Source organism: Paucibacter hankyongi, assembly GCF_037482915.1.
Taxonomy (GTDB): Bacteria; Pseudomonadota; Gammaproteobacteria; order Burkholderiales; family Burkholderiaceae_C; genus Paucibacter_A; species Paucibacter_A hankyongi.
This window is the reverse complement of the sequence record NZ_JBBHJX010000008.1, coordinates 31,951-47,352: the sequence shown is the minus strand read 5'-3', so window position 1 is coordinate 47,352 and position 15,402 is coordinate 31,951. Positions and strand designations below refer to the sequence as shown.

Annotated in this window: 17 protein-coding genes; 14 read left to right on the top strand and 3 right to left on the bottom strand. The window is 63.1% G+C overall.

The features are described from left to right. Positions 1–52 precede the first annotated feature (52 nt). The 3 genes from WG899_RS13240 to WG899_RS13230 all read left to right on the top strand — a co-directional run bounded on the left by WG899_RS13240 (position 53) and on the right by WG899_RS13230 (position 2,394). Complete coding sequence (locus tag WG899_RS13240; protein WP_339596125.1) at positions 53–931, top strand: alpha/beta hydrolase family protein; 879 nt, start codon at positions 53–55, stop codon at positions 929–931. A 167-nt stretch (positions 932–1,098) separates the two neighbouring features. Then, the gene (locus WG899_RS13235) at positions 1,099–1,848 is read left to right on the top strand and encodes a hypothetical protein (RefSeq protein WP_339596124.1); all 750 of its coding nucleotides are present in this window, start codon (positions 1,099–1,101) and stop codon (positions 1,846–1,848) included. A gap of 21 nt (positions 1,849–1,869) precedes the next feature. After that, positions 1,870–2,394, top strand: coding sequence for a hypothetical protein (locus tag WG899_RS13230; protein WP_339596123.1), 525 nt, complete (start codon positions 1,870–1,872; stop codon positions 2,392–2,394). Between the two features lie 51 nt (positions 2,395–2,445). Here the strand turns inward: WG899_RS13230 and WG899_RS13225 are convergent, their stop codons facing one another. Next, positions 2,446–3,147 carry a class I SAM-dependent methyltransferase gene (locus WG899_RS13225; RefSeq protein ID WP_339596122.1) on the bottom strand — a complete coding sequence of 234 codons (702 nt, stop codon included), beginning with the start codon at positions 3,145–3,147 and terminating at the stop codon, positions 2,446–2,448. 103 nt (positions 3,148–3,250) lie between these two features. On the opposite strand from WG899_RS13225, the gene WG899_RS13220 reads away from it, so the two are divergent. The 4 genes from WG899_RS13220 to WG899_RS13205 all read left to right on the top strand — a co-directional run bounded on the left by WG899_RS13220 (position 3,251) and on the right by WG899_RS13205 (position 7,063). Next, the gene (locus WG899_RS13220) at positions 3,251–4,132 is read left to right on the top strand and encodes a LysR family transcriptional regulator (RefSeq protein ID WP_339596121.1); all 882 of its coding nucleotides are present in this window, start codon (positions 3,251–3,253) and stop codon (positions 4,130–4,132) included. Between the two features lie 257 nt (positions 4,133–4,389). Next, the gene (locus tag WG899_RS13215; protein WP_339596120.1) at positions 4,390–5,445 is read left to right on the top strand and encodes an alpha/beta fold hydrolase; all 1,056 of its coding nucleotides are present in this window, start codon (positions 4,390–4,392) and stop codon (positions 5,443–5,445) included. A gap of 246 nt (positions 5,446–5,691) precedes the next feature. Further along, positions 5,692–6,363 carry a transposase gene (locus tag WG899_RS13210; RefSeq protein WP_339596119.1) on the top strand — a complete coding sequence of 224 codons (672 nt, stop codon included), beginning with the start codon at positions 5,692–5,694 and terminating at the stop codon, positions 6,361–6,363. Positions 6,364–6,529: 166 nt separating this feature from the next. Next, positions 6,530–7,063, top strand: a complete 534-nt coding sequence (locus WG899_RS13205; RefSeq protein ID WP_339596118.1) for a hypothetical protein — start codon at positions 6,530–6,532, stop codon at positions 7,061–7,063. 60 nt (positions 7,064–7,123) lie between these two features. Here the strand turns inward: WG899_RS13205 and WG899_RS13200 are convergent, their stop codons facing one another. Continuing rightward, positions 7,124–7,681 (bottom strand): discoidin domain-containing protein, encoded by a 558-nt coding sequence (locus WG899_RS13200; RefSeq protein WP_339596117.1) that lies wholly within the window; start codon positions 7,679–7,681, stop codon positions 7,124–7,126. Positions 7,682–8,011: 330 nt separating this feature from the next. Here WG899_RS13200 and WG899_RS13195 point away from each other — a divergent pair, with 330 nt between their 5' ends. The 7 genes from WG899_RS13195 (at position 8,012) to WG899_RS13165 (ending at position 14,791) form a co-directional block, all read left to right on the top strand. Then, positions 8,012–9,685, top strand: coding sequence for a M28 family peptidase (locus tag WG899_RS13195; protein ID WP_339596116.1), 1,674 nt, complete (start codon positions 8,012–8,014; stop codon positions 9,683–9,685). Between the two features lie 69 nt (positions 9,686–9,754). Continuing rightward, positions 9,755–10,384 (top strand): lysophospholipid acyltransferase family protein, encoded by a 630-nt coding sequence (locus WG899_RS13190; RefSeq protein WP_339596115.1) that lies wholly within the window; start codon positions 9,755–9,757, stop codon positions 10,382–10,384. After that, the gene (locus WG899_RS13185) at positions 10,384–11,427 is read left to right on the top strand and encodes a phosphatidate cytidylyltransferase (protein WP_444718846.1); all 1,044 of its coding nucleotides are present in this window, start codon (positions 10,384–10,386) and stop codon (positions 11,425–11,427) included. The genes WG899_RS13190 and WG899_RS13185 overlap by 1 nt, the downstream gene beginning before the upstream one ends. A gap of 30 nt (positions 11,428–11,457) precedes the next feature. Beyond that, a complete protein-coding gene (ruvC, locus tag WG899_RS13180; protein ID WP_339596114.1) occupies positions 11,458–12,006 on the top strand; it encodes a crossover junction endodeoxyribonuclease RuvC in 549 nt (182 codons plus the stop codon). 298 nt (positions 12,007–12,304) lie between these two features. After that, on the top strand, positions 12,305–12,775 hold the full coding sequence (locus tag WG899_RS13175) for a rhodanese-like domain-containing protein (protein WP_339596113.1): 471 nt from the start codon (positions 12,305–12,307) through the stop codon (positions 12,773–12,775). 48 nt (positions 12,776–12,823) lie between these two features. After that, positions 12,824–14,368: a methyl-accepting chemotaxis protein gene (locus tag WG899_RS13170; protein ID WP_339596112.1), complete on the top strand. Its 1,545-nt coding sequence runs from the start codon at positions 12,824–12,826 to the stop codon at positions 14,366–14,368. 96 nt (positions 14,369–14,464) lie between these two features. Then, a complete protein-coding gene (locus tag WG899_RS13165) occupies positions 14,465–14,791 on the top strand; it encodes a DnaJ family domain-containing protein (RefSeq protein WP_339596111.1) in 327 nt (108 codons plus the stop codon). Positions 14,792–14,896: 105 nt separating this feature from the next. Here the strand turns inward: WG899_RS13165 and WG899_RS13160 are convergent, their stop codons facing one another. Further along, the gene (locus tag WG899_RS13160; RefSeq protein WP_339596110.1) at positions 14,897–15,394 is read right to left on the bottom strand and encodes a PEP-CTERM sorting domain-containing protein; all 498 of its coding nucleotides are present in this window, start codon (positions 15,392–15,394) and stop codon (positions 14,897–14,899) included. Positions 15,395–15,402 lie beyond the last annotated feature (8 nt).

The window sequence follows — 15,402 nt, the reverse complement described above, 5'->3', positions numbered from 1 at the left end:
CCAAGCCTTCCGCTGTTAACGAATCAAGACCTGACCCCATTTGCGCCACCTGTTGAACGAGACCGCCAAGGAGCTTCGAATGAGTGAGCTTTTTTTCCGCATCTCTTTGGCTGGGCTTGCCCTGCTGATGACAAGGGCAGCGGTCGCCCAGGAGACGATTTCACTCTCGCGGCAGGATCAACAGGCCGTGACCGTGACGGCTTACTCGCCCAAGCTTGCGGGTTGCAAGGGCATTGCCCTCGTCTCACCGGGGGCGGGGGGCTCTGAGAAGGGCTACCAATACCTCGGCGAGGCCATGGCGGCCCTCGGCTACCTGACGCTGGTGGTCGGCCACCGGGAAAGCGGGCGCGACGCTTTGCGCGAGCACGTGCGTGGCCATGGTCTGCGGGCCGGGCTGTCGGAATTGATCACCGACCCCAAGGCCTATCGCGGAAGATTCATGGACATCGCTGCATCCAAGGCATGGGCCGCGTCCCGATGCAATGCACCCGAGTCGATATTGATCGGCCACTCCATGGGTGCCGCCACCACGATGATGGAGGCCGGCGCCCGAAACAAGCTGGGCGTGAAAGGCGCAGATGGCTTCAGCGCCTACATTGCCTTGTCTCCACAAGGGGCTGGCACGATATTCCCCCGCAACGCTTGGTCAGACATTAAGCGCCCTGTGCTGTCGATCACGGGCACTCGCGACAGCGAGCTCGGAGGCGCCTCTTGGCAGACCCGTACCGAGCCGTATCAAGACATGCCCGCCGCTTGCAAGTGGCTGGCGGTGATTGAGGGGGCCACGCATATGAATTTTGCGGGGCATGGTGTGTCCCGCCGAACCGAAACACTGAGCACGCAAGTCATCGCAGACTTTCTTGAAGGCATGCATCGTGATGATTGCAAGCCGACGCTGCAGAGCCAAGGCCTGGATCTCCAATCGAAGTGAAGGCCTTGGCGGGCCCGGGTGCTGGCTGCCTTGTTGGGTCTGGTCACCGGCACGCGAGCCCCAAGCCACTGAGCCCTCCCCCATTGTGGTGCTCATGGTGCTTAGTTGGCATGGCGGGGCGCGTGTTAGCGTGCGGTCCCCGGATCACAAAACTTTGTCGCTTGCTTATGTCCTCCCTTGCCGCCGCCACTTTCAAGGCTTTCCGCCCGGCACGCCTGGCTGCCCTGCTTCTGCCTGCGGCGCTGTTGAGCGCCTGCGTCACGACCGGCCCGGTGCAGTTGCTGGTGCCAGAAGAGGTGCAGCAGCGAGCGCAGCTGTGCGCCATGCAAAGCAAGACGGTGAACGGGGGGCCAGGACGCAGCGCCTGCGGCCACCAAGCCGCGCAAACGGGAGGAACCAGCAGCTGGACCGACACCGACAACTGGGACCTCGGCTTGCTGGGCCAGCGCAAGACCTCGCGCGTGGCCAAGTTCAATTTTGAGTTCACCCCCGCTGGCGGCCCAACCGAGCGCTGGCGGTGCGAAACCAAAGAGCGAGAGCTCTCCAAGCAAGTAGTGCAGGTGCCAGTCACGCAGAGCCAAGATCGCGAACTGAGCTGCAAATACGAAGGGCCCCAAGGCACCGAGCAACTCCGCCACAGCAGCCTTCAGGGCGACACGGTGATCTGGTCCTTGGGTGGCCAAGAAGAGACTTGGACGATGGTGGGCATTTCAGCCTGGCGCTCGGGCGAGCGCGAAGGCAATTTTGTGATGCCCATGGCTTGGTGCTTGCGTAACTCTCAAGGGCAGTGGATGTCTTGCCATGACCGTTGGCGCCGCCCTGGCAACTTCTGGATGATGCCGCTGGAATCAGCGTTAGCCGCTCGCCGTGCGGCTTTGCTGGCCTTGGCGCCGCTGGACCTCGAGCCCCTACGTTGAGCCATATTCAAAGATAAGAACATGTTCAATTCCAAGGCTTCCACGCCAGCGCCAGGCAAGTCACGCATGTGGGCCTCGGTGACGGCCATTCGCACCCGCACCATGGTCGTGTCGGTCTGCGCACTGGCCGCGACCCTGTGGCAGGGCTATGCCATCCAGAAGCACAACCGCCTGATGGTTCAACCCATTCTGGACACCGAGATCAACACCGAGCAAAACGGCAATTGGATTGTGCTGGTGCAAAACAATGGCCTGGGGCCAGCTCGCGTCAGCCACGCAGACATTCGGGTCGACGGTCGACCCATGGCCACCATCGACGATGCCGCCAAGGCCTTGGGCTTGCGTTCGGCCTGCACGGGGACGGGCAGTCTGGTGCACTTCTACCGGGTCAACCAACGCCAGCAGGTCTTGTCAGGACATGAGGCTTGCGGCATGTCGGCCGAAGCCCTGACGACCATGCTCAAGCGCCTGTCCATCACCTTGCATTACGAGTCACTCTACGGTGACAAGGCCAGCCTGAAGGTGCTGAGCGACGACAACAACTGAGCAGCTCTGAGAAAGCTGGCCGCTGCGCCATGGCGCGGCGAGTGGGCAAGCTCAGCTCGGCTTGCGGGCCACGATGAAGGCGCGGATGTCTTTGCCCCGCGTACCGTGCCGCTCAACATTCAGCACCTCCAGCCCCTGACGCGCAAACGCAGCCAACAGCTGCGGCTCCTTGAAGCACAGCACATGAGGCGCTTTGCCGATGGCGCGCATCAGCGGCAATGCGAGGGTGGGGATGAGCGGGTTCATCTCGCCGATGCAGGCCGTCTTGGAAATCAAGAGACCGCCCGGCCGCAGGGCTTGCTTGGCAACGCTCAGCGCTTGGTCGAGATCATCCACCAGATGCAGCAGATTGAAGGCCAGCACCGCGTCATAAGCGCCCGGCGCGAACTCGGGCGCGTCGGCATCGGCCAGCGCGAAGCTGAGCTGTTGCACAGGGTGGGCGGCCAGCTTCTCACGCGCGATATCGATCATCTGGCTTGACACATCGGTCGCCAAGAAATGGCGTGTGCCGGGCGCCAGCCGCAGCGCGCTGCTGCCGGTGCCGCAGCCCAGTTCCAGCACGTCTTGCTCGGCGGAGAGCAGGCTTTGTACGCGGGCCAGCGTGGCCTCATAACCCGCGCTATCGGCAAGCGGGTCGGCCGCATATTTGCGGGCGATGCGGTCCCAGAAGCGCGCTTTGCGGGCGACGGCGTCCGGGGTGGTGGGCGCTTGCGAGCCGGTTTCGGCGCGCGGGGCAAGGGAGGGAGACGGCATGGGGGCTGCGGACGGAATCCGGTTTGGGGAAGACAGCTGCATACTATCTATGCACGCGTTCGCTGGAAACGCCGAAATCTGCACAGGACATATACATCCGCGTATGGAAAAACTGGATTGGAACCAGCTCCGGGCGTTTTTGGAGACGGCCGAAACCGGCTCGCTGTCGGCGGCTGCGCGCAAGCTGGGCCTGACCCAGCCGACGCTGAGCCGCCAGGTGGCGGCCATCGAGCAGCGCATGGGCGTGACCTTGTTCGAACGGGTGGGCAAGGCCATGGTGCTCTCCACCACCGGCATGGAGTTGCTTGAGCATGCCCGCGCGATGGGCGCCGCCGCCGACGCCATGAACTTGGCGGCCACCGGCCGCTCACAGGCCGTCGAGGGCGTGGTGTCCGTTTCGGCCAGCGACGCTGTGGCCGCGCACCTGCTGCCGCCGCTGGTGCGGCAGTTGCGAAGCCAAGAGCCCGGCATCGCCATCGAGGTGATTTCGTCGAATGCACTGAGCGACCTCTTGCGCCGCGAGGCCGATATCGCGATTCGCCACGTCAAGCCCGATCAGCTCGACCTGATCGCTCGACTGATCCGCGAGGCGACGGCCGGGTTTTACGCCTCGGAGGACTGGGTCAAAACGAACGGCCATCCGCGCAGCGCCGAAGAGGCAGCCCGCCTGCCCTTTGTGGGCACCGATCGCACAGGCCAGTTCTTGGGCTTCTTGCGCCAGCACGGCCTGCCGCTCACCGAGGCCAACTTCAGCTGCTATTGCGATCACTCCGTGCCCCACCTGGCCCTGGTGCAGCAGGGCATGGGCATCGGCGCCATGATGGACGAAATTGCCCAAGCAACGCCTGGGCTGGTTCGCGTGCTGGACGAGGTGCCACCGGTGCGCTTCCCCGTCTGGCTGGTGACGCACCGCGAGCTGCGCACCTCGAGGCGGATTCGGGCAGTGTATGAGGCGCTAGCGGAAGGCTTGGCCGAGGCGCGATGAACCGGGCCGGCCAAGCCTAGGCAGCCAAGGCGCAAGCCCGGTGCTGTGAATTCGGGGGCAAGACTCAAATCCAAAGGCAAGACCTGGCCCTGAACTCCCTCGCCATCAACGCTCTTCCGTCTTTGGCGCAGCCTGTCATACCCAATTGCAGTCTGTCTTCGGTAGCTTGAGGAAGCCGCGCGCCTTGCCTACAGTGCGGCTGCTTCAGCCAATTCGAGGGCCGACATCGGCCCTTTCTCGATGCCAAGGTCGCCCTCTTGAACACTGCATTCCCTCGCCGCCGTTTGTTCGGTGCCCTCACCCTTGTTTTGGCGCTCGGCCTGTTCAGCGCTGGCAACACGGCCATTGCCGCCACGCCCATAGACCAAGAAGGCTTTCGTCGCATTGGCGGGATCGAGCAATGGGTCACCCTCCACGGCCAAGACAGCAGCAAGCCGGTACTGCTGTTTTTGCATGGAGGCCCTGGCAATCCGCTCAGCCCTATTGCCAAGAAGATTTACGGGCATTGGAGTCGCGACTTCGTCTTGGTGCAATGGGACCAGCGCGGTGCCGGCCTTAGCTTTGGCAAGAACCCCGAGCAGGCGCAAGCCCCACTGACGCTGGAGCGCATGGTGGCCGACGGCCTGGAGTTGACGGAACAACTGCAACAGCAATTCGGCCAGCGTAAGGTCTTGCTGATGGGCAGTTCTTGGGGCTCGGTGCTGGGCGTGCACATGGCCAAGCAACGGCCCGACCTGTTTGCCGCCTATGTGGGAACGGCGCAGATGGTCAGCGCAGAGGCCAACGGTAAGGCCAGCTTCGCGCAAACACTCGCCTTGGCAGAGGCGGCCGGCGATGCAAGCACGGTCGCCGCGCTGAAAGCCATCGGCCCGCCGCCGCACCGCGACCCGCGCGCTTTCGGCGTGTTGCGCCGTGCCATTCGGGCTTATGAGTCCCAAACCTCCTCGCCCGCTCCACGCGATTGGTGGCAGGCCGAGGCTCGGTATCAAAGCGCCGAGGCCCAAGCGGCCACGGAAGAAGGCGAAGAGTATTCCTTCCTGCAGTTCGTCGGACTTGCCGGAGACGGCATGCTGTCCAAAATCGACTTGCCAGCGCTGGGGCCCGAGTACCGCATCCCCATGCACTTCATCCAAGGCGACCAGGATCTGCTGACGCCGCTCACGGTCACGCAGCGGTTTGTAGACAGCATTCGTGCGCCCGAAAAATCGCTCACCCTGGTGCCAAGGGCGGGCCATGATCCCAACCCCGCGCTGATTGAGGCGCAACACCGACTATTGCTGCGCGCCGCGCAGCGCCTGTCGAAAGCAGATTGACCCGCCCATGCACATGCAAGCAGCGGCTTCGACGCTGAGGTTCCCGTGAAGAGGCGCGGAGGAACGCCTGCATCCACAGAGCGCAATGGCCGCATTGGCCGCGGAGAACGGCCTGACGGTGGCTCACGTGAGCCCGCTGATCGCCAAGGCGGGAGCGAGAGCTGCGACATCGACCGAGCGCAAAGAAATCGTGGGTTGAGGTTTATGACCTGACCCCGAAATTCCACTTCAGGCTCGGAGCAGGCCATGCTCGCTCCCATGATCGAACGAGCCCAGCCCTGGAGCGACAGCGAAACGCTCGTCACCGCCGATGCGGGCTACCACAGCGATGCCAATGTGCAGCAACTGCATGACAACGTCACCCCGACTTTGAGCGCCGATGGCCAGATGCGCAAGCGCTATGAGCGCTTTGAAGGTCGAGACAAGCACAAGGCAAAGCCTGACCCCCTGTCGGACAAGAAGGCCAGCGGTGCGCCTACAGAGATCAAATTCTTCAGGCCCAAGGACTTCAACTTCAATGGGGAAGACAACACCGCCACCTGCCCGGAACGCCAAGTATCGAGCCGATACCGCAGTGTGCATCTCTCGGCCAGCGGACACCCGTACCAGACCTACATCGCCCAGGCCAGCGACTGTGCAGCTTGCGCGCTACGCGGGCAATGCCTGAAGAAGCGCCGATCCAAAATGGACGACAAAAAGGCCGCCACAAACGAGCAAGCCCCCCAAGTCGCCCGCGTCTTCCCCAGGCTCATGGACTTCAGTCACCCCAGCGAACTCATGCGCCAGGCCATCGACTCCCCGCGAGGCCGGCAGGTGTACAGCCAACGCATCGGCACCGTGGAGCCGGTGTTTGCGAACCTGCGGAACAACAAGCGGTTGAATCGTCTTAACCTGCGCGGGCAAGCCAGGCGGCAGTAACGCGGTCAACAAGCGGCACAATCGCTCAGGCGCCGATACTGCAGCGCACAGCTTCAAATCACCAATGAAACCAGCCATTCGCCTTCGCAAACCATCAGTCGCCCTCCCGGGATGAGGGTGGCGGTGGATTTGGCGTTATTGGACAGCCTCGTTAGGAGTCAGAAAATTGCGATTGCTCCCACTTGCCGCACTTGCCATCCATCTGTCGTCTTTCGCGATTGAGCCAGAACAACCACCTTCAGGCCAGAACGTGAACGAAAGCAAGGAGATTGGCCTTAGAACCTCGGCGACTGCCCCATGTGTTGCATATCCTTTTGGCAACGCGACTGTGGTGCTGCAGCGAACGGAACTTGAGGAACTTGCGCGTGATGGCGCTGAGGACTCACCCTCTGCTGGCGATGGGATAGTGAAACTGCATCGCCAGCGCGCCCGGGTGTTGCTGAGGAGCCAATTTACGGAAGGCGTGGTCAAGGGCTGTCCGCTAGCCAATGGTGTTCCCAATGGCGGCATATGGCTGGTACTTCGACAGGTTGAGCTTGGGCACGCAGCAATCATTCCAGTTGATTCATCGGAGTTCTCACCAGTTGTTGTCGTGCATTATTCCGGTAGCACGAACGGAAAGATTGGTGCGGGCTTTATCTCCATTCGGATCCCCGGAGTTTCGCGCCCAATTTACTCGCTGCCTTGGTGGATCACTTGACTCCTAGCCCCCGAATTCCCACGCAGATCCCGGCCAAGCGGATTCGAACAGGTCGCCGAACTAAGCCCGTTGACGACGAGCCACACCGATGGCACACAAAGCGAGGCCAACGAGGGCCAGGCTGCTCGGCTCTGGTATTACGCTGCCGGCTGAGTCGCCAAACGCTTGCAGTTCAGCCAAAGTGGCCCAGTCGGACCCACTCTCCGCAAGAGTGGTGTAGCGGATGTAGCGTGCGGTCAACTCAGGCGTTGCAAAGTTGAACGACCACGGGTTGCCCGTCCCCGTGGCGCTGCCAACGTCCGTCCAGTCGATGCCATCTAGACTTGCGGTTACGACGAAGTGGATGTGATAGCCGGGGCCATCCATGGCGCTGACCACAATTTGATTGAGTTGCACTGCGCCCTGTAGGTCGACCTGCCACCACGCGCCCCAGTCACCGCCATTCCAGATCGTATTGAGATCCCCATCATTGCCTTTGTTGATCGCGTAGCCGCTTTGCTCATAGGAACTGCTGGCCGTGGCCGGTGCGCCCAAGGCATAGTTAACAGGGGAGGCTTTGGCGCCGCACATCAGGAGGCCAGCGGCGAGTGCAAAGACAGTCGATATCGCGATTTTCATGGTGACCACCAGGTTTTGGGGTGAAGAGGAATCTCAGAAGCGCGAACCGATTCGGCTCTTGCTTGGGCTCATGTTCAGGGGCTCAGCGGTCAGCGGCGTTGATTCATCGCAATGTGCCGGCCCGCCCCCCTAGTTCACACAAGGGAACGCGGCTCGGTCCTTGAATGGCAAATCCTCAGGCTTCCAGATCAATAAGCTGACGCTTGCGACTAACTGGCTCAGTTCTGCCGCCAGCATATAGGCCCACTGCTAGGGGATAGCCCGCAAGTCCCACCACGCGAGCACACGATCTAATGCCGGCTTCGCCCTAGCAGCAAGCTCGCACGGATCATGCGTAAATTCAATCGCTCACTTCCCCTGGCTCTCACCCTGGCTTCTTGCATCGGCTTGGGCTTGATGCCCTCACGGGCGCAAGCGCAAGCCCGCGCCGCCACGCCTCAAGCTCAACACACCCAAGTGGACGAGGCCCCGCTGCGCGCCCATCTGGCGCTGCTGGCCTCGGACCTGTTCGAGGGCCGAGGCACCGGGCAGCGCGGCGGCGACTTGACTGTGGCCTATTTGGAGACCCAGGTGCAGGCGCTAGGCTTGCAGCCTGGCAACAAGCAAAGCAAGAGCTATCGCCAAGCGGTGCAGCTGATCGGGGTCAGTACCTTGTTGGATCAGAGCCAACTGATCGTCAAGGCAGCCCAGCAACAAAAGCCGGCGCTGCCGCTGAGCTTCGGCACGGACTGGGTGTTTTCCACGGGCAATGGGCAGACGCTGAATGTGTTTGAGGACGCAGAGCTGGTCTTTGCCGGCTACGGCATCACCGCGCCGGAGGAGGGCAACTGGGACGACTTCAAGGGCCTGGATGTGCGCGGCAAGATCCTGATCGTGCTGGCCAACGACCCCTACCCCACCGAGGCCGAGCCAAACCGCTTTGGCGGCAAAGCGATGACGATTTATGGCCGGCGCGGCTATAAGTACGAGGAAGCGCTGCGCCGTGGCGCCAAGGGCGTGCTGGTCATCCACACCGAAGCTTCCACCCAAACCAGCTGGCCGGTGGTCAGCCAGGGCGCTTTGGCCGAGCAATTCCAACTCGCCGGCAAAGAGCCGGGCCTGGCCTTGCAAGGCTGGCTGAGTGAAGGCGCTGCGCAAAAGCTGTTTGCCGCCGCCGGGCTAGACCTGGCCCAACAGCGCGCCGCCGCCGAAGGCCGCGACTTCAAGCCCCAATCGCTAGCGCTCAAACTCAGCGGCAAGCTGGCGGCTCGCAGCCGCGCGCTGCAACAAGACAATATCGCCGCCCTCGTGCCCGGCACCGACCCGCAGCTGAAAGACGAGCTGCTGATCTACAGCGCCCATTGGGACCATTTGGGCAAGCAGTTGCAGGGCGACAAGACCGTCATCTTCAATGGCGCAGTGGACAACGCCTCCGGCAGCGCCGCACTCTTGGCCATGGCCCAAGCCGCCGTGCGCCAGCCGGCGCGGCGCAGCCAGATGTTTTTGTGGGTGGCCGCAGAAGAACAAGGCCTGCTGGGCAGCGCCTGGTATGCGGCCCACCCGCTCTGGCCGCTGGCCAAGACCGCAGCGGCGCTGAACCTGGACACCCTCAACTTCGTCGGTCGCACCCGCGACATCGGCGCCCACGGCGCCGAACGCAGCAACTTGGATACCGTCGTTGCTGGGGTGGCCGAGCACATGGGCTTGAGCGTTGCGCCTCCGCGCATCGACACCGGCGGCTATTACTTCCGCAGCGACCACTTCAGCTTCGCCCGCGCTGGCGTACCGGCCTTCTCGGTCAGCAGCGGCAGCCAGTACCTCGGCGACGCCGAGAGCCTGGCCGCCAAGCGCCGCGCCTATGGTGCGCGCTACCACCAGGCCAGCGACACCTATGACCCAAGCTGGGACCTCTCAGGCATGCGCGAGCAAGCGCAATACACCCTCAATCTGGGCCGCGCCATTGCGGACGCCGACGCCCTGCCCGCCTGGAAGCCGGGCGACCCGTTTGCTGCGGTCAAGCGCTGATCTTTGAGGCTCAGCCCTAATGCTTCAAGTCGGTGGCAACGGTCACAAGGACTCGACTAATATGGGGCCATGTCACTCGCCTCCGCCACCGGTCAATTGCTGGCCGCCCTGGCCCGCCTGATCACCGGCGCACAAGGCCACTGGAAAGGCTGCCCGCCGATGGCGGAGCAGCGCATCTACTTTGCCAACCATCAAAGCCACTTTGATTGGGTGCTGATCTGGGCCGCCCTGCCCAGCGAGCTGCGGGCGCAAACCCGCCCCATCGCGGCCCGCGACTACTGGACCAGCAGCCCGCTCAAAGCCTGGATCACCTCAGCGGTGTTCAACGCCATTTATGTGTCCCGCACCCGTTCGACACCCGATGAAGACCCGCTGGAGCCGCTGGTCGAGGCCTTGCGCCAGGGCGACTCGCTGGTGATCTTCCCCGAGGGCACGCGCTCCAACAAGGGCGAGCCGCAGGCCTTCAAGGCCGGGCTCTATCACCTGGCCGAGCAGTTCCCGCAGGTGAAGTTGATCCCCACCTGGATCGACAATGTGCAGCGCGTCATGCCCAAGGGTGAGGTGGTGCCAGTGCCGATTTTGTGCACCGTCACCTTCGGCGCGCCGCTGCAGTTGCAGCCCGGCGAAGACAAGCGTGCGTTTCTGGAACGGGCCCGCGCCGCGGTGCTGGCCCAACAACCGGGCGGAGGCTGGGACTGATGTTCGCCTCCTTCCTCAGCATGCCCGACTGGCTGACCGCCCCTAATCCCTTGAGCCGCTGGACCGCCACCGAGCAGATCGGTCTGCTCTTCGTCACCCTATTTGGCCTCTTGCTCTTGACCAGCATCGGCAGCTTCATCAATGGCTTGCGCGAGCAGGCACTGGTCGAGCAGGATGAAGCGGCACAGAAGGCCCGGCACCTGCGCCGCCAGCGCTTTGCGCGCGAGCTGAAGCTGGTGTGGTTTGGCGCCAGCGTCTTCTGGGCCGCTTGGGTCTCGGGGCCGCTGGGCGCGACGCTGCTGTTCGGCATCTTGAGTTTTCTGGCGCTGCGCGAATTCATCACCCTGCTGCATACCCGTCGTGGCGATCACCGCAGCCTGATCTTGGCTTTTTTCGTCATCTTGCCGCTGCAATACGCGCTGACCGGCGGGCGGCATTTTGATTTGTTCTCGGTCTTGATTCCGGTCTACAGCTTCTTGGCAATTCCGGTGGCCAGCGCGCTGGCGGGTGACCCGGCGCGTTACCTGGAACGTAACGCCAAGATCCAGTGGGGCATCATGGTTTGCGTCTACGGGCTTTCGCATGCGCCGGCACTCTTGTTGCTGGAGTTTCCGGGTTATCTGGGGCGCGGTGCTTTTCTGCTCTTTTTCCTGGTCGCGGTGGTGGCTTTTGGTCAGTTTGTGCAGCTGGCAGCCAGCCGGCGCCTGCGCCGCCGCCCGGTGGCCCGGCGCATCAGCCGGGAGTTCTCGATGCGGGCCTGGTGGCTGGGTTGCATCGGTGCGGCCTTGATGGGTTCGGCGCTGTTCTGGATCACGCCTTTTGACGCGCTGCAAGCCATGGCCATGGCCTTCATCGCCGCCGGTGCGGGCAGCTTTGGCGGTCTGGTGATGCAGGCGCTGAAGCGCGATGCCGGCGTGCGCAGCTGGGGCAACCTCAGCTCCATCACCGGCGCGGTGGGCCTGCTGGACCGCATCGCGGTGTTGTGCTTCGCCGCGCCGGTGTTCTTCCATTCGGTGCGCTGGTATTTCAAGCTCTCGCTCTGATTCACGGCCGCAGCCTGCGACACTTACGGCATGAGAATTCTTGGCATTGACCCTGGTCTACAAACAACGGGTTTTGGCGTCATTGACGCTGATGGGCCGAGGCTGAGCTATGTGGCCAGTGGCACCATCAAGACCAGCGCGGTGGCGACCGGCGACCTGCCGGGGCGCTTGAAGATCATCTTTGACGGCGTGCGGGAAGTGACCGAGCGCTACCAGGCACAGTGCGCGGCGGTGGAGATCGTCTTCGTCAACGTCAACCCGCAGTCCACCTTGCTGCTGGGGCAAGCGCGCGGCGCGGCCATCACGGCCTTGGTGTCCAAGGATCTGCCGGTGTCGGAGTACACCGCGCTGCAGATGAAGAAGGCCGTGGTGGGTCACGGCCATGCGGCCAAGGAACAGGTGCAGGCGATGGTGCAAAGGCTCTTGAACTTACCCTCCGAGCCCGGCAAGGACGCGGCAGATGCGCTGGGCCTGGCCATCATGCATGCGCATGCCAAGGTGTCTTTTGAGGCCATGAGCCGCAGCACCACCTTGCAGCGGCGCCAGCATGCGCAGTTCAAGGGCGGGCGGACCTACTGAAGGCCCGAAGCGCAGTCCTGCAGCAGCACCGGCCCTTCAATACGCCAGAGCAGTCCGCAGATCGCCCAAGACAGACGGCAAGCGCACAGACTCGGCCCAAGATCCAGCCAACGCACAGCCGATAGCGCTCCCCCTCAAGTTCTTCGCAAGCCCACCGAAAAGGCAGCTACAGGGAAGCAGCACCACGCCGCCAAGAGCGAGGTCTCCATTGACATCGGCGCCGACTCGGTCGCGCGCCCGATGCCAGACTCCGCGCGGTCGCTCCTTCCTTGTGCCCAATCAACCCTGGAGTACAACGATGATGAGCAAGAAGCGCAACTGCATCAAACTGGGCCTGCTGGCCGCTTTGGGCCTGAGCCTGAATCTGGGCCTGGCCTTCACGGCTCAAGCCAGTGAAACACCGACCAGCCTGGCGGGCGTGAAGCTGGTCTCGGCGGAAGACACCAAGAAGCTGCTGGATGCCGGTGTGCTGGTCATCGACACCCGTGTCGCGGCCGAATACGCCGAGAAGTCGATCAAGGGCGCCAAGAGCGTGCCCTACAAGGAAAAGAGCGCCAAGGCCACTGACTTTGATGCCAGCAAGGATCAGTTCGACCTGAGCAAGCTGCCTTCGGACAAGGCCGCGCCTATCGTCTTCTTCTGCAATGCCGGCGAATGCTGGAAGAGCTACAAGGCCTCGGTGGTGGCTCAAAAAGCGGGTCACACCAAGATCAACTGGTTCCGTGGCGGCATGCCCGAGTGGGTGGCCAAGGGCTTGCCCACGCAATAAGCGCGGCGCCTCGCCTTCGGACCCTGTTCCTCTCACCATTGCTCCCGCATGAATATCAATATCAGTATCAAGGGCCGCCTGATGGCGCTGGCCGGTCTGGCCTTGCTGGGCGTCAGTCTGGTGGCGGCGTTAGCCGTCTTGTCCAACCGCGTCAACCTCAGCGCCTTGAGCGAACTTTACGAGGAGGACAGCGCCACCCTCGTGGACCTGATGCAAATTGAGAACAGCTTGCTGGAGGTGCGCTTCCGCACCGCTGGCGTGCTGCTGGAGCAGTTGCCCATACCGGGTTCGCTGAACCACCTGAAAGAGGCTCGCAAAGAGCTGGCCAACACCTGGCAGGTCTTGCAACCACTCGGTCAAAAGGTCTTTACCGAAGAAGAGGCACAAGCGCCGTTCAAACAGGTGGAAGAGAACTGGGCCACGGTGGACGCCACCTTGGCCAAGCTGCAGTCCGCCTACGAAGCCAAGAACAAGGATGTGCTCGGCAGCGTACTGGAAGAAGACTGGCCGGTGATGCACAAGAACGCGGTCAAGCCCTTGCAAGCGCTGATCCCGCTGGCGCGCAAGAAATCACAAGCCGCTTACATCCATGCCCAGGAGCGCAGCCGCAGCCTGGTCGGAGCCGGCATCGCCGGCGGGCTGGTCTGCACCCTGGTCTTGCTGGTGATGGCCTGGACCACCCTGGGCGCGGTGATCCGCCCGATGCAGGCGGTTGAACAATCGATGCGTCATATCGCCGACGGCGACCTGAGTGCCGCCCTGCCCAGCCCGCGCCACGATGAACTCGGCCAGATGATCGACGGCCTGGGCAGCATGCGCACGCATCTGCAAAATGTGATCGGCGAAGTGCGACGCTCAACAGACAGCATCAGCACCGCCTCCGCCGAAATCGCCACCGGCACTCTGGACCTGAGCCAGCGCACCGAGCAAACCGCCAGCAATCTGCAGCAGGCGGCGGCCTCCATGGATGCGCTGACCGGCACGGTGCGCCAGTCCGCTGACTCTGCGCGTCAGGCCGACCAAATGGCCAATAACGCGGCCGAAGTGGCGGCGCGCGGTGGCCAGGTGGTGTCGCAAGTGGTGTCGACCATGGAGGACATCAGCGCCAGCTCGCGCAAGATTGCCGACATCATCGGCGTCATCGACGGCATCGCCTTCCAGACCAATATCTTGGCGCTGAATGCGGCGGTCGAGGCAGCGCGAGCCGGCGAACAAGGGCGCGGCTTTGCGGTGGTGGCCAGCGAGGTGCGCAATCTGGCCGGCCGTTCGGCGGAAGCGGCGCGCGAGATCAAGTCGCTGATTGGCGCCTCGGTCGAGCGAGTGGAATCGGGCACACGCTTGGTGGCCAACGCTGGCGGCACGATGCAAGAATTGGTCGGCTCGGTCAAACGCGTCACCGACATCATTGGTGAGATCAGCGCGGCGGCGGTCGAGCAGTCGGACAGCATCGTCAAGATGAACGCCACCATGGTTCAACTCGACCAGATGACGCAGCAAAACGCGGCCCTGGTGGAGCAAAGCGCGGCGGCCGCCGAAAGCCTGCAGGACCAAGCGGCCCGCATGGCACAGGTGATCAGCGGCTTCAAACTCTGAGGCCTGGGCGACTGCAAGGTCGCCGCCCCCAAGCGTGGACAATCGATGCAGCGGGTGCGCAAGCCCCGCTGCATTTTTTTGTCCAAAGGCCGCCGCATGCACGACGATGAGATCGCCCGCCATCTACAAGAAGCGCTGAACTCCGGTGAGTTGAAGCTGGCCGAGAGCTTCGGCAAGCCGCTGCAAGAAGACGCCGGCTGGGAGGCCACGCCGGATGGCTTGCGCATGCCCTTCAAGGTTTTGAAGAACGCCGGCATGGCGCCGCCCGAGGTCGAACTTTTTCATCGCCGCGCGGCCTTGCAAACGGCGCTCCAAGATTGCAGCGATGAGGCCGAACGGCAGACGCTGATGCGCGAGTTGAGCGACTTGCAGCAAAGCATCGCCTTGCGTCTGGATGCCTTGCGCAGCAGCGGCAGGATCTAAGCCTAACCGAGCAGAAAGAAAACGGCCGGAGCGCTGCGAGAGCGTTCCGGCCGTGACCGATCGTTAGTTCGGTAGTTCAGCAAAGCGCCCTCTCGGGCGCTCACATCAGGCGCGCTGGCGACGACGGCGAGCGATGCTGCCCACCACGGCCAGACCGGCCAAGCCCAGGGCCCAGGTCGAGGGCTCGGGCACGGCGCTGATGGCGAAGCCACCCCCGCTCGCCTCGCCCAAGGAGGGCTTGTAGAAGAAGTACGCATCGCTGACGTCATCACTGCCCGAGTTCAGGCTCAGCAGCACGGCAGGCGTATCGTACTGATAGCTCAGACCCAGGAACACGCCATTCTTGAAATCAGCCGTCGGTGCCGCAGTGGCATCCGCCAAGCCATAGTTCTGGCCCAGAAAGTCCAGGCTGAAACTGGTCAGTTGCAGGCTCTGAAAGCCTTCGCCGCTTGGCACGGCTTCGGCGTAGCTGTATTGGCCGCTGAAGCTCTGACCCAACAAGGGGCCGGAGTCGAGCGTGACATTGAAGTTGAAGCTGGCGGCGTGGCTGGCCAGGCTGGCCAGGCCCAAGGCCAGGGCGATGGTGGTTTTACGGAACATCATGATCGGTT